18 protein-coding genes are annotated in these 13,360 nt (G+C 49.8%); 13 read left to right on the top strand and 5 right to left on the bottom strand.

The features are described 5' to 3' along the window. Positions 1-3: 3 nt before the first annotated feature. The 4 genes from Q3O60_RS06310 to Q3O60_RS06295 all read left to right on the top strand — a co-directional run bounded on the left by Q3O60_RS06310 (position 4) and on the right by Q3O60_RS06295 (position 3,810). On the top strand, positions 4-447 hold the full coding sequence (locus tag Q3O60_RS06310) for a nucleoside deaminase (RefSeq protein ID WP_305893058.1): 444 nt from the start codon (positions 4-6) through the stop codon (positions 445-447). Between the two features lie 30 nt (positions 448-477). Continuing rightward, complete coding sequence (locus tag Q3O60_RS06305; RefSeq protein ID WP_305893057.1) at positions 478-1,263, top strand: transporter substrate-binding domain-containing protein; 786 nt, start codon at positions 478-480, stop codon at positions 1,261-1,263. 103 nt (positions 1,264-1,366) lie between these two features. Then, positions 1,367-2,584: a methyl-accepting chemotaxis protein gene (locus tag Q3O60_RS06300; protein WP_305893056.1), complete on the top strand. Its 1,218-nt coding sequence runs from the start codon at positions 1,367-1,369 to the stop codon at positions 2,582-2,584. Positions 2,585-2,712: 128 nt separating this feature from the next. Next, complete coding sequence (locus Q3O60_RS06295) at positions 2,713-3,810, top strand: DUF3083 family protein (RefSeq protein WP_305893055.1); 1,098 nt, start codon at positions 2,713-2,715, stop codon at positions 3,808-3,810. Positions 3,811-3,872: 62 nt separating this feature from the next. Here Q3O60_RS06295 and hemN read toward each other — a convergent pair whose 3' ends face one another. Further along, positions 3,873-5,231, bottom strand: a complete 1,359-nt coding sequence (gene hemN / locus Q3O60_RS06290) for an oxygen-independent coproporphyrinogen III oxidase (RefSeq protein ID WP_305893054.1) — start codon at positions 5,229-5,231, stop codon at positions 3,873-3,875. Between the two features lie 190 nt (positions 5,232-5,421). On the opposite strand from hemN, the gene Q3O60_RS06285 reads away from it, so the two are divergent. From Q3O60_RS06285 to Q3O60_RS06265, 5 genes are all read left to right on the top strand, one after another. After that, complete coding sequence (locus Q3O60_RS06285; protein WP_305893053.1) at positions 5,422-5,652, top strand: hypothetical protein; 231 nt, start codon at positions 5,422-5,424, stop codon at positions 5,650-5,652. Positions 5,653-5,824: 172 nt separating this feature from the next. Beyond that, positions 5,825-6,550, top strand: a complete 726-nt coding sequence (locus Q3O60_RS06280; RefSeq protein WP_305893052.1) for a GGDEF domain-containing protein — start codon at positions 5,825-5,827, stop codon at positions 6,548-6,550. Between the two features lie 124 nt (positions 6,551-6,674). Continuing rightward, on the top strand, positions 6,675-7,034 hold the full coding sequence (locus tag Q3O60_RS06275) for a hypothetical protein (RefSeq protein WP_305893051.1): 360 nt from the start codon (positions 6,675-6,677) through the stop codon (positions 7,032-7,034). Then, entirely contained in the window at positions 7,024-7,455 is a 432-nt protein-coding gene (locus Q3O60_RS06270) for a hypothetical protein (protein ID WP_305893050.1), read from the top strand. The genes Q3O60_RS06275 and Q3O60_RS06270 overlap by 11 nt, the downstream gene beginning before the upstream one ends. A 1-nt stretch (position 7,456) precedes the next feature. Further along, on the top strand, positions 7,457-7,756 hold the full coding sequence (locus tag Q3O60_RS06265; protein WP_305893049.1) for a hypothetical protein: 300 nt from the start codon (positions 7,457-7,459) through the stop codon (positions 7,754-7,756). On the opposite strand, the gene Q3O60_RS06260 is transcribed toward Q3O60_RS06265, so the two are convergent. The 4 genes from Q3O60_RS06260 to Q3O60_RS06245 form a co-directional block, all read right to left on the bottom strand. Further along, complete coding sequence (locus Q3O60_RS06260; RefSeq protein ID WP_305893048.1) at positions 7,733-8,491, bottom strand: Crp/Fnr family transcriptional regulator; 759 nt, start codon at positions 8,489-8,491, stop codon at positions 7,733-7,735. The genes Q3O60_RS06265 and Q3O60_RS06260 overlap by 24 nt on opposite strands. 139 nt (positions 8,492-8,630) lie before the next feature. Then, positions 8,631-9,386, bottom strand: a complete 756-nt coding sequence (locus Q3O60_RS06255; protein WP_305893047.1) for a Crp/Fnr family transcriptional regulator — start codon at positions 9,384-9,386, stop codon at positions 8,631-8,633. 95 nt (positions 9,387-9,481) lie between these two features. After that, positions 9,482-9,793, bottom strand: coding sequence for a BON domain-containing protein (locus Q3O60_RS06250; protein WP_305893046.1), 312 nt, complete (start codon positions 9,791-9,793; stop codon positions 9,482-9,484). Positions 9,794-9,820: 27 nt separating this feature from the next. Beyond that, entirely contained in the window at positions 9,821-10,180 is a 360-nt protein-coding gene (locus Q3O60_RS06245) for a BON domain-containing protein (protein ID WP_305893045.1), read from the bottom strand. 195 nt (positions 10,181-10,375) lie between these two features. Between Q3O60_RS06245 and Q3O60_RS06240 the strand changes: the two genes are divergently transcribed. The 4 genes from Q3O60_RS06240 to Q3O60_RS06225 all read left to right on the top strand — a co-directional run bounded on the left by Q3O60_RS06240 (position 10,376) and on the right by Q3O60_RS06225 (position 13,345). After that, positions 10,376-10,780, top strand: a complete 405-nt coding sequence (locus Q3O60_RS06240) for a PRC-barrel domain-containing protein (protein WP_305893044.1) — start codon at positions 10,376-10,378, stop codon at positions 10,778-10,780. 140 nt (positions 10,781-10,920) lie between these two features. Then, positions 10,921-11,067: a lmo0937 family membrane protein gene (locus Q3O60_RS06235; protein ID WP_305893043.1), complete on the top strand. Its 147-nt coding sequence runs from the start codon at positions 10,921-10,923 to the stop codon at positions 11,065-11,067. 35 nt (positions 11,068-11,102) lie between these two features. Continuing rightward, entirely contained in the window at positions 11,103-11,711 is a 609-nt protein-coding gene (locus Q3O60_RS06230) for a GGDEF domain-containing protein (RefSeq protein ID WP_305893042.1), read from the top strand. Between the two features lie 185 nt (positions 11,712-11,896). Further along, complete coding sequence (locus Q3O60_RS06225; protein WP_305893041.1) at positions 11,897-13,345, top strand: S41 family peptidase; 1,449 nt, start codon at positions 11,897-11,899, stop codon at positions 13,343-13,345. Positions 13,346-13,360: the final 15 nt, after the last annotated feature.

The following is a 13,360-nucleotide window of genomic DNA, read 5'->3' as shown; positions in this document are numbered from 1 at the left end:
TCTATGCGCGATCCTTTTATGCAAGCCGCTCTTGATGAAGCCAGAAATGGCTTGGCGGAGGGAGGAATTCCCATTGGCTCCGTATTGGTCATTGATGGCACCATTGTTGGCCGGGGTCATAACCGGCGGGTGCAGCACGGCAGTGCTATTTTGCACGCCGAAATGGACTGTTTTGAACAAGCAGGCCGGTTAAAACCAGCCGATTACAAGAGAGCCACACTGTATTCCACCTTGTCACCATGCGATATGTGCAGTGGAACCGCCTTGCTGTATGGCATCCCTAAAATCGTGGTGGGTGAAAACCAAACCTTTCAGGGACCCGAGGAGTATGTCCGTAGCCGGGGTGTCAAACTGACCATTTTGCAGGATGCAGAGTGCATCCAGCTGATGGAAGACTTTATTGCCAGCTCACCGCAACTATGGTACGAAGATATAGGTAAGGAATAACTTAGCACTCGCTGTTAAAAGGAATCGATTATGCAGTCTGTTGTGATTGCTGCGTTAATTGCATTGGTATTTTTTTTCAATCAGGCGTCTGCAAAAAACCTGGTGCGGGTGGGTGGCTATGAGTTTCCTCCCTACATTGAGCTGGAACATGGTCTGGCAAAAGGATTGACGGTTGAGCTGATCCGCCAGCTCAATCAATTGCAACAAGAGTATGTGTTTGAACTGATCCTCACCACCCCGATCCGCCGCCATCAGGATTATCAGCAAGGCTTGTTCGATGCGATCTTCTTCGAGGACATCGCCTGGGGCTGGGGACAACGTGACATCGCCATCGACAACTCCCCGGCTTTTGCTAAAGATGATGAAGTTTTTATTGCACTGCGCAGCAACGCCAGCTCACAACAGTGGTTTGATGATCTGAGTGGGAAAACCATCGCCGGAATTCTTGGTTATCATTACCAACTAACCAATTATGAAACCGATCCTGACATACTGGCGGATACCTACCGGATGACACTGGTCAGTAATCATCAGGCCAGCGTCGAACTGGTGCTAAAAGAACGAACGGACAGTGCGATTGTCACCCGCTCATTTTTATACCAGTTCCTGCATGCTTATCCGGAGAAAGCGGCTCAACTGCTGATTTCAGAGCGCGTCGACCAAAGCTACCAACATCAATTGCTTATTCATCCTGAACACCCGTTAGCCATCGATACCTTGTATCACTGGGTGCAGCAGCTGCTGCAACAAGAGCCACTGAGTAAGGAGTTTCAACGTTATAAACTCGAGCTGATGCCTGCTCAACCAAGCAAATAAACGACAGCCCAAAAGCAGTAAAACCTGCGCTGAAACAATAGTCAGCCCCGGCAGTTATGCTATGCTGCTGTTATTCTGACCTAAACTGATGCATGGATAAACTATGGGGAGTTTTGCCAAAGTGTATAACTTTATAGAACAAACCTTCTTTTATACCCTCACCCGCAAAATTATCGGCAATATTGGCTTTCTGGCGTTTTTCTTCGCGGCAGCTCTGTTCCTGGCCTATCCGGCCGATGGTGCCGGCACCGGCTGGTGGGTTTTACTGTTGTTGGGCTCGGCGGCCTTTATTTTCACCATTTTTTATTTGCACCATCTGATCGTACGCCCAGTGCAGGCGCTGGTATCGGCCTTGCAGGAAACCAACAGCAAGGGCACTGACTTACAGCATCGGCTGCCTGCTTTTACCCACGATGAATTTCGTACCTTATCTGAGCAATACAACCAGTTTGTCAGTCAATTGGGCCAGCTGTTAGGTGAGATCCATCAGGAAGCCAAGCGTACCCATGAAACCAATGAGCAGGTATCCAAAGCCGTACGAACCACCCGCTGCCATTTACAAGATACTGAAAAACGCAGCCATCAAATCCGCGGCGAGAGCGATCAGGTGCTGGAGTATTTATCCGACATCGTGCAACACGGCGATCAAATGAGCGACGTGGCCACCGTCACCGTCAGCAGCGCTCAGGGCGCCAGCAGCCAGATGCAGCAATTGTCTGGTCAGCTGGCAGGTATTGTCAACTTGCTGGATACCTTTGGCCAGACCATCAATGGCTTGCACCAAAATGCGGAAAATGTGCGGCAAATACTGGTGATGGTAGAAAACTTCTCCGACCAAACCAATTTACTGGCGCTCAATGCCGCCATTGAAGCAGCCCGGGCTGGTGAAGCTGGCCGTGGTTTTGCGGTGGTGGCAGATGAAGTTCGAACCCTGGCAGCCAAGGTGAACGACGCCACCCGGCAGATCTCCGGCTTTTTGAACGACATGGAGCGGCTGGTGCAAGAAACGCGAACGGAATCGGAAAGCCTGAACAAACAAGCCAAAGATGCGCAGCAGCAAACCAGTGTCACCAGCAACGAATTTGTCGGGCTACAGCAGCAGCTGGCCGATACCAAAAATCGCATTCAGGGCATCAACCAAACCGTCAATGCCCTGGAAAAGCGCTACCAGCAAACGCATCAGCATTTATCGGCCATTGAGCATGTCACCAACGAAGCCAATGAGCAGATGACGTCCATCGACGATGCCGCCAAAGCCTTGCTGGATGGCACAGCCAGAACACAACAGCAACTGGGACGCTTTGCTCGCTCCGGTTCATAAGGCAAGCTGCTGTACCGATTCGGTATAGCGGCTACTATCTTTGTGAAAAACCAACAAAAATGAGAAGTCCAACTGGTTAAATTTTGCTACAATAGCCAGCAAATAAGCACAGCTTTAACGGGGGAGTTATGCCGGTCAGCAGCCAACACAAAGTTTATATTCCAACCAGTTCCAGGGATAATCAGTATCTACTTGCTGAATTTGCCCTGACCGATTCTATTCTGGCCCGCTTTGGCGCGCCTTTGGTCGATCAGGCCGAGCCCTACAAAGAGTTTTATCTGCAGCTTGGTAAAATTTTCTTTGAGCTGGCCGATCAAGCGGGCCTGCGCAACGTCCATCTGATTGCCAATGGCAAAACCCCGGTAGTGCGTTTTCACACCGAGGCCTACACCTTGCAAACTGCCGAACAAATTCTGTTTTTCTACAACCCGGCTTACCACGAAGCGCAAAACAGTTTTTTCAACCCGGCAGAAAAAGCCCGCAAAGTCTCTTTGCTGTTTTTGGCCACCGATGCCAACATCCGCGCCAATGCCGCCGACTTCCATAACAAAGTCCGGGCCTTATTGCAGCGCTTCAGTGATGAAATCAATAGCCCGGAGCTGAAAATAAAAGTCCGGGATCATCAGCATCTAACGTACGATCTTTTTGCCAAGCAAAAAGGTATTAAAGAAAGTTATGGCTACAAACTGCGTTCACTGGATGCGCGTTACAAAGCCCGCCAGTGCGAGCTGCCTTCAGAGCACAGTGCCCTGACCTACGCCATCATTAATCTGCCACTGAGCCGTTACGTCAAAGAGCAGGTAACCATTAATGCCAAGTCCGACCGGCCTTATACCGAGCTGTACCAATTGATCCAGGATCAATTTGTTGAAGCCACCAGCCTGAACAAGCTGACGCACCGAGCCGTACTGGCCAATGGTTTATTGCCACTGGTACGCAACAGTAAGTTCGACAAAATGAGCACCGGCCAGGAGTTGCAGATGATTGGTTTTGATACCAGCATCCGCGAAGGGCAATTGATTGCCGACTGGGACGACAGCAACCTGGTAGAGTCGGTCCAGCTTATTATCTTTGCTACGCAGGATGATTACACCGATATGGGCTATGGCCGCTTTATGAACCAGGTAGAAACCGCCCTGCGCCGTTTTGCCAAAGGCGTAAACCTGAATCCGGAACGGGATGATTTGGTGATACGCTTCCACCAGCACATCAGCTACCACTTGTAAGCACGGTTTCTTTGCACGAACAACAAAGCCACCCTCGCGGTGGCTTTGTTTTGGCCAGCAGCTTACACCACTTTGGAGTATCGCTGCTGGCCTTGCTGTAAATACACATCAAAGGCGCTGCAGATGCTGCGCACCCACAAACGCCCCGCCTCGCGGATCCGAATATGGCCAGACGTAAGCTCCAACAAACCATCTTCGATAAACGGCGCCAACTGCGGCAAGCTGTCGGCAAAGTAACGGGCAAAATCAAGCTGCCACTTACTGGCGAAAGCAACGATATCCAGTTCAAAGTGGCAAATTAGCTGAGCAATCAGCTCGGCGCGAATGCGATCATCTTTCGATAGCACAACCCCTTTGGCCAACGGCAAATGGCCTGCGTCAATGGCTTGATAATAGTCCGGCAAGTCTTTCTCGTGCTGCCACAACACCCCATCCACCTGGCTAATGGAAGAAACACCAAGGCCAAGCAAGGCATTCTGACCATGAGTTGTGTAGCCCTGAAAATTGCGCTGCAGCCGTCCATCCCGCTGCGCCTGTGCCAGGCCATCCCCCGGCTTGGCAAAGTGATCCATGCCGATAAACTGGTAACCGGCGGTGCTGAAGGTTTCAATACCAAGCTGCAGCAATTTCAGTTTGGTCGATGCAGCTGGTAAAGCAGCATCCGGAATTTTACGCTGGGCCGCAAAACGCTCAGGCAAATGCGCATAACTGAACAAAGAAATCCGATCCGGGTCCAGCGCCACTACTTGCGCTAAGGTCTCGGCAAAAGATCCGGCTTGCTGATACGGCAAACCATACACTAAATCCAGATTCACTGAGCGAAATCCCAGCGTTTTGGAGCCCTCCACCAGTTGGCGAATTAAATCGGCATCCTGCACCCGGTTGATGGTGATTTGCACCTGCTGGTCAAAATCCTGCACGCCAAAACTCACCCGGTTAAAACCCAGCTTCCGCAAGTGCGCCAGTTTCTCCAGGCTGCAACTGCGGGGGTCAATTTCAATGCTTAATTCATCGAGCTGAGAACAATCAAAGTGCTGCTGAAATAGCCGCATTAAGCGGCTTAATTGCTGCTCGGTTAAAAAAGTCGGGGTACCGCCGCCCAAATGGATCTGGCCAATCGACCGATGTGCTACCCAAGGCTGATACAACGCCATCTCCTGCGCCAATGCATCCAGATAACGATCTGCTTTGTGCTGATGACGGGTAATCACCTTATTGCAGCCGCAGTAGTAACACAGCTGATGACAAAACGGCAGGTGCAGGTACAGGCTCAGCTCTCCGCTGGAGCTCTGCAAGGTCTGGCGCACTATCTGGCTGTCAAAAGGTGCTTGCAGTGCCAGCGCTGTCGGGTAGGAGGTATACCTTGGACCATTGATATTGTATTTGGCAATCAGAGCCGGATCCCACTGAATGCTTTGCATAGCTTATGTACCTTGCTGACTTTGCAAAGCAGTGTAACCGTACTGGTACATGCCCGCCTTGATCTGACGCAAACATCAAGCGGCCGATCCCCGCTATGCGCGCTGACGCACCGACTGCATACCGCTCTCAACCTATAGTGGCCTTACAGTTGACACAATCCTGTGCTGGCTGACAATCACCGAGGTTATTATGAACCAGAACAATCAGCAAAAAAATGTTGGCAAATCAGCGCAAACCGAGCAAAGCATGAATGCCAACCAAGCAGAAAAGAACGGTAACTCTGACAAGAATGCCGCTCAGCCTAAACCTGGCAGTGTAAAAAAAGACCAAGCTTCGCCTTACACAGGGAACAAGGAGAAAAACGAACACAATAAGAACCAAATGGGCAAAGCTCAGAAAAACGACACCGCTAAAAAGTGATCGAACGGCTCCTTGAGCCTTCGCAGCCACTTATTGCTGTAAAAAAATAACTGACGATAAATTTGTGTAAATGTTCGGTATCGCACATTCATCGACCCCCTCCTTGGGGTAGGCTGAGAAAAATAGTTTACCCCGTTTCTTTTAATCACCTGGCAGCGAAAGGGCAAACGTTATGATGAGTGAACCACAAGTAACCAACTCACCAGTACTGCACAACACAGTACTGCAACTGCAGCTGAATGCCTTGCATAGCGATATGCGGCAAATGCGCTGTGAAATCGTCGTACAACAAAAATTATGGTACCAGGAGCAGCAGCAACTACAGCAAGACAAACTGTTGTTGGCGTTAGCATTATTGCACGCCGGAACACTGCACATCAGTAGTCAGGCTAAGTTAAAAAAACTAACCCAGGATAGTCAGTGCGATGCGCTGACGCAAACGCTGAACCGCAGCATTATGCTGGACCGAATTGGCCATGCAATCAGTGTCTCCAAACGTGAGCAAAGCCAGTTTGCCTTGCTGTTTGTCGATCTGGATAACTTTAAACCCATCAATGATAACCATGGCCACGCCGCTGGCGATGCAATCTTGCAATTGGTGAGTGCCCGCCTGACATCGGCATTGCGCGATAGCGATGCAGTCAGCCGCCATGGTGGGGATGAATTCCTGCTCTTGCTGAATCACATCAAAAGCGAAGAGGATGTGATTCAGCTGGCCCATAAAATCGGCAGAGCAATCACCCAACCTTACCAGATTGATGGCCATGAAATTTCGTTATCTGCCAGCATTGGCATGGCCATCTATCCAGAACATGGCAGCTCCATACCAGACCTGATCCGTTATGCCGATACCGCCATGTACCGAGCGAAGCAAGAAGGCGGTTGCAGGGTTCGCTGAAACCCAATCAACACTTTTTAATTCTGACTAAGCGTGCTGCCGCACCGAGTAGGGAAACTCAGGTTGATAGACTAGGAACCAGTCACTGGCAAACCTGCCGCTGCTAAACCTAACCGGAGTTACTATGAGTAAGCCAACAGAAACAACCAGCACCCAAAATGCCTTCGACCGCCATGTAGATTCAGCATCCAGTGGTATCCATAAAGCCATTGATAGCGCCTCAGATGCAGCTGGCCCAGCCATCCAAAAAGCCACAGATAGTGCACACAACACGGTAAACTCCATGGCCAATGGTGCGCACAAAGCAGCAGAAACAGTCGCAGTCAAAAGCTCGCAACTGCAGCAACTGCAACACGAGCTGGCTGATAATACCCGAGCACAAGTTCGCAATCATCCACTGTTAGCGCTTGGCATTGCCTTAGCAGGAGGAGCACTGTTCGCTATGTGGTTGAACCGCCGGGCCGGTGAGCAGGATGCCAGCTAAAGCTACTGACACAGCAACCACTACGGGCGCAGCTTCTGCTGAACCCGATATCACCGCGGAAGCAATCGACTGGTGGCTGCAAATAAAAACCCTGGCACATGGTCAACTGGAGCTGCTGACCCTTGAGGGGGAGCGCGTTGCCCGCAGTATGGTGGCCCTGCTGGTGTTTGCGTTGTTGGCTGGCTTACTGGTGCTCACACTGTGGTTTGCGGTATTAACGCAAATCGTTCTGCTGGCACAACTGAGCGCACTGGCAGTGTGGCAGTCGCTCGGGCTGGCCATGATCGTGAATCTGCTGGCTATCTGGTTTTTGTTGCGGCGCTGCCTTTACTACAGCAGACTACTGCGCTTTCCTGCTACCGTACAAAGCCTTCGTCCAATTGGCACTCAACCACCCCCAGCTGCAAAACAGGAGGCCTGACGTGCCACCGAAGTCTATACTGGATCAACGTATTGAGCAGCTGACACAGCAATTGCCTTGGCAACGGCGGCAACTGAGTGAGCAAACCTCTGTGGTGGCCGCTGCACTGCGCCACAGACTTACCTCACCAGAAACTTTTGCCGTGGCAACCCTGACCGGAATGTTGTTTGGCTTTTGGCTGCATGCGGATGGTTCCAAACCTGAGGCCTCTGGTAGCACCAACCACAGCAACCGCCTGCTCATTTGGCAAGAGGTTTGTCATCACATCCGACACCTGTTATGGCGCTCCTTGCTCCGTTAACAGCTGCTGCGCTGTATCTGGCGCCAGCTTTCCCAGCAACCGATGGTACTGATCAACACTGCACTGATAGCAGGCACAACTCGCCTGCTCCAATGCCGCCCGGTCAATAATGCAGATTTGGCCGCGGCTGTATTGAATTAGTTTTTTTTGCTGCATCAGCCCCGCCGCCACGGTAACACCGCTGCGACGAACCCCCAGCATATCCGCCAGAAACTGATGGGTTAAATGAAATTCATTGCTGTGCGCGCGATCATGGCTCATTAACAACCAGCGTGCCAGGCGCTGATCCAATTCATGGAAATGCGCACAAGCAGCACTTTGCGACAGCTGCGCCATCAAGACAAACAGGTATTGCTGGATGATGTAACGCAACTGAGGGCAATCGAGCAGCAGTTGCTGCAGCATCACCAACTCAATTCGCCAGGCCGTACCTTTGCCCTGTACAACCGCTTTTGTAGGGGCAGTCGTCACACCAAGCACCAAAGTGCCACCCAGCATGCCCTCATTGCCAATTAAGCCGATTTCCAGTGGTTTATGGTCTTTTAGCTTACTCACCAGCGAGATAAAACCACTCATCGGAAAATAAAGATAGCGGTAATCCTGGTTTGGCTCACAAAGCACGGCTCCAAATTGCAACTCAACCAGCTCACAGTACTGCAACAACAAGCGACGCTCTGATGCAGGTAAGAGTTCAACCAAATGATTGGTGATAGCAGATTTTATGAGTATCGGCACAGCAATGACCTTCAGCACGGGCGATGCCAGCATGGCACAAGACAGGTGCTATGCCGCCTTGAACTGAAAGTATAATAGGTTCTGTGCACTGACTCTGTGCGCTATGGCACGCAGGGTGCCAAAGAAGTCATTGCAGCAGTTATTTTTTATGCTGATAACGACAAGGCAATAAACGATCGGTCTCCGCTTTCACTACGCCATAACATTCACAGCAAAGCGCTTCCATCTTGGGCCGGTCGGTCACTACAATGTGGCCACGGCTGTAATCAATCACACCTTTGGTATGCAAGCGGCCAGCCGCTTCGGTCACGCCCTCACGGCGTACTCCCAGCATATTGGCAATCAACTCTTGCGTCATCACCAGGTGGTTGTCTTTTAACCGGTCCAGCGATAACAACAACCAACGGCAAAGTTGCTGCTCAATGCTGTGATGACGATTGCACACCGCGGTTTGTGCCATTTGTGTGATCAAAGCCTGAGAATAACGCAAGGTCAAATGCAATAAATCGCCGTGCCGGCTGAATTCGGTTTTCATTCGCTGGCCCAGTAAACGATAGGCAAAGCCAGCACTTTGCACGAGAGCCCGACTGGTGGTGCTTTCGCCGCCCAGTACCAAGGACATACCAATCAGGCCATCATGGCCAACCACGGCGATTTCTGCCTGAGCACCGTTTTCCATCACATACAACAAAGACACGATAGAATTGGTAGGAAAGTACACATGCCGCATCACTTCACCAGATTCGTACAACACCTTGCCAAGTGGCATCGGCACCAGCTCCATGTGCGGAAGCAGCCGTTGCTGAATATCATCAGACAAGGCATTTAAAAAATGATTCTGGCCAGGTTGGTGATCTATCTCTAAAACACGTTCCGCTCGTTTTTTTGTAGGCATAGCCTATCCTTCCCTGTGAATAAAGTAAGCGATGATTATAGTGTATATCAAGGCTTACTCTGTTCGGTAGCGTACATTAAAATAAACAATGTCGGTTATTTTATCTGCATATCATTCTTGACCGAGGTCACGCCAGTCACATCACGGGCTAAACGCACTGCAATCGGCATATGCGAAGCCGAACTGACAAAACCGCTTAACTGCACCTCACCCTTGAAGGTCTCGACACTGATCTCGTTTACTTTCAATAACTCATGATTAAAAATCGCCGCTTTGACTTTGGTGGTGATCACGGTGTCATCAATGTATTCACCGGTGCTTTCACTGGTGGTAGTTGCCCCACAGCCAATTAATATCAAACTAAACAGGCTGAGAAAAAAAACGGCATAAATATTTCGTGCTTTCATGATGGTGTCTCCATTCAATGGTATGGCTTAATAGCTGCTAGTGGTCATGATGATTTCAAGGTTGTTTTGCACTCGGGTCACTCCGATAACCTCTTTCACTATTTCGGTGGCACGATTTTTATCCTGCAATGATGCTACCGAGCCATTCAGTGTGATATGCCCTTTATCCGAAGTAACGCTAATGCTGTTATCGCTAAATGCAGCATCACGCAACAAAGCATTGGAGACAGAGCGGTTTAAGCTGCTGTCATCAAACTGAGACGTTTGGCTGTTGCCGCTGTCTTGCGTTGCATTCATCGGTGCAGAAGCAGTATTCCTGTCGCAGGCCGTCAGCGCGAACAAAGGTAACGTCAGCAGTACCGCGTAGATGTTGTGGCGTAATTTCATAATGAGATCCTCGTTTGGTGTGAACCTTTAGCCTACACCGGCTAAAGACAACCATCTGTTCGCCAACGTACTTTAGCAGCCGTTTTTTGTTGAGTGTGATAGCGCACGGAGCAAACCAGAAAGCTCCGTTATGCTACATACAGCTTGCGTCAACACTCTCGTTCGACAGCAAGACTAGTAACGTTGGAGCTGAATATGAACTATGAAACACGTGATACCTTAGGTATGTATAAAGAATCTCTGGATGGCCCGGGCCCACATTTAATGGGTGCTGATACCTTAATAGGGAATGATGTTTACAATCAGAAAGATGAAAGCCTCGGCGACATTAAAGAAATTATGTTGGATGTCACCAATGGCAAAGTCAGCTATGCTGTGCTGTCATTTGGCTCATTTCTCGGCATGGGTGAAAAGCTATTTGCGGTGCCATGGGACGCGCTGACGCTGGATACAGAAAACAAGCGATTTGTTTTAAATGTTGATAAAGACACCTTAAGTGATGCACCCGGTTTTGATAAAAAACATTGGCCAAATATGGCAGATAAAACCTGGACAAAAAGTGTAGATACTTATTATGCCAACACCAGACCACGCATTTAAATCAAGTTGTATTCAATAAAACACGCCTTTAACCCGTCTGTCTGGACGGGTTTTTTCTCCCTTATGTTATCTATCGCACATACAACGACAACTAACCATCGCATAGTAGACTCTATGAACACTTAAACAGGCGATCTCTCATGTTAGAAACCATCATCGTGTTACTGATTATTCTCTGGGCCCTTGGCTTAGTATCCTCCTATACCATGGGTGGATTTATTCACATCTTGCTGGTCATTGCTTTAGTGGTAATCGCTGTACGATTAATTCGGGGCCGAGGCATTTGATCCCAGAGAAAAACTGATGACAGCAAGGAGCCTCTATGCAACCGAAAATGAATCCAGCAGAACCGAGCTATGCCGAACTACAACAGCAGCTCAAGCAAGCTGAAACCATGGCCGAGCGTACCTTGGGCGAACTTGTAGCACTTCAGAAAAGTCAGCTCCCCAAACAATACGCGGACACCCCGGGTATTGTGCAAATACAGCATCAATTACAATTTATGCTAAAGCATGCGCAGCGGCATAACAGCGGCTTTGCCTTGATGTTTGTGCAAATCGATCAATTCAAAGCGATCCGCGATAAACATGACGCAGCGTTCACGAAGAAAATCATCGAACTGACACTGCAGCATTTAAATGCGGCCGTTCGTCAATGCGACAGCATTAGCCAGCTAGCCGATGATCAGTTTTTGGTCCTTGTCACCGATGTATCACGGATTTATGATACGGTGCTGGTTGCCGAGAAATTACTGCAGAAGTTGGATACCTTGCATCGTTTCACACTGCAGATCCCTAACCTTACCATCAGTATAGGCATCAGCCACTTTCCTGAAGATGGCAATGACGCCCTGCTACTCATAGAAAGAGCTACGGCGGCCATGCTGCATGCTCAACATCGCGGCGGTAACCAGTTTTCACTACTCCGCTGATACCGGCTTCCCCTGATGTCAGAGCCCGAATGTCTGCTGATGCCATGATCAATCAGTTCAAGGAAGAAACACTGACTTTAAAATACAACTTTACAGCCCCATCATCTTCGATGTAAATAGTGGTGGCATGAATAAAATCATCAGGTTATATTCATGTAACCTAACAACTTCACTCTTATCTTTTAATGAATAAAACACTACTATTCCTTTGCGCAACGGTCTCTTTTCAACTGAGTGCCACTGCTAATCCATGGCAGCAACTGGCCAAAACCGATCTGGATTTTGTTTATCAGAACCTGAAAGACAACCACCCCGGCGTGATCGACGAATTAAACCCTGGTTTCAACCACTGGCTGGAGCAAGGTTATCAACAAGCTCTCAGTGGTATTGCCGCTGTAGACAACCTGGATGAAGTGTTGAATTTACAACGCCAATACATAGCAGGCTTTGCCGATGGGCATGTTGGCATCTCATTTCACCACCAACGATCGCGTGTGCGCTGGCCTGGCATTATTGTGCACAAACAAGGCCAGCATACAGTTGTTACCCAAACCGCAGAGGACTGGCCCACAGCTTTGCCGGCAACAGGCGCTATCCTTAAATACTGCAATGGTTTATCGCCACAGCAGTTGCTGGAACAACGAGTACTCCCCTTCCACATTCAGCTGCCAGAACTTGCAGCCGTGCAGGCCAACTACACGCCACTGATTCTGCGGATGGATGGCAGTTGGCAAGGCGAAGCGCTTACCGAATGCACGTTCAAGCAGCAGGGAGTAACCGTTCATCACACCTTGCACTGGCGCAATACCTCCAGACAAAACTGGCAGCAACACAACGAAGCGCAAGCAGCCAGCAACGATTTCAGCTTGCAATCCTTTGCTCCGAATAGCTATTGGCTCAGCCTGCCTACCTTTACGCCTTCAGCCCCACAACAAGCTCAGTTAAAGCAAATGACCAGTCAGTTGGCTGAACTAAGAGAGGCTGAGCTTATCGTGTTTGATGTCCGCGGCAATGGCGGTGGTAACTCGCAATGGGGTGCCGATCTGGCATTTGCTTTGTTTGGCCAGGAGCACGTGTATGGCGTGCTCACACCTCTATTCAGCCAGGGCATGCCTTACTGGCGGGCCAGTGCCGACAATACCGCCGTAGTCGCTGAGATTGTGCAGCAGGTGACCGAACAATTTGGCGCAGATTCAGACATCACCCAGTTATTTAGTGAGCTGGCAGTTCGAATGGTGCAACATGGCACCAACGAATTAGTACCACAAAGCATTGCCTCTTCAACAGAAGACACAGCTACCGCGATAAGTCCTTCGCTCACCACAGCGAAAGTTGTATTGCTGACCGATGGTGCTTGCGGCAGTGCCTGCCTCGATTTTGCCGATATGCTGTTGCCACTTGGCACTATTCACGCTGGTCAGCCTACTTTTGCCGATACCGTTTACATGGATATCCGCTTTGTTGAACTACCGAGTAAGTTAGGCAGCCTGGCAATTCCACAAAAGGTGTATCGCAACCGGCCTCGTGGCCATAATGAGCCCTACACACCAGCCGCAGACTGGCTATACTCTGATGATATCAACCATACGGAGGCAGTGCGCAGCTGGCTACTGCAGAAATTGCGCGCTGAATAGCGAAGCACTCCCCAA

This window comes from Alkalimonas collagenimarina (genome assembly GCF_030717845.1).
GTDB classification, from domain to species: domain Bacteria; phylum Pseudomonadota; class Gammaproteobacteria; order Enterobacterales; family Alteromonadaceae; genus Alkalimonas; species Alkalimonas collagenimarina.
The sequence above is the reverse complement of the archived record's forward strand: the minus strand, read 5'-3'. Positions and strand labels throughout refer to the sequence as shown.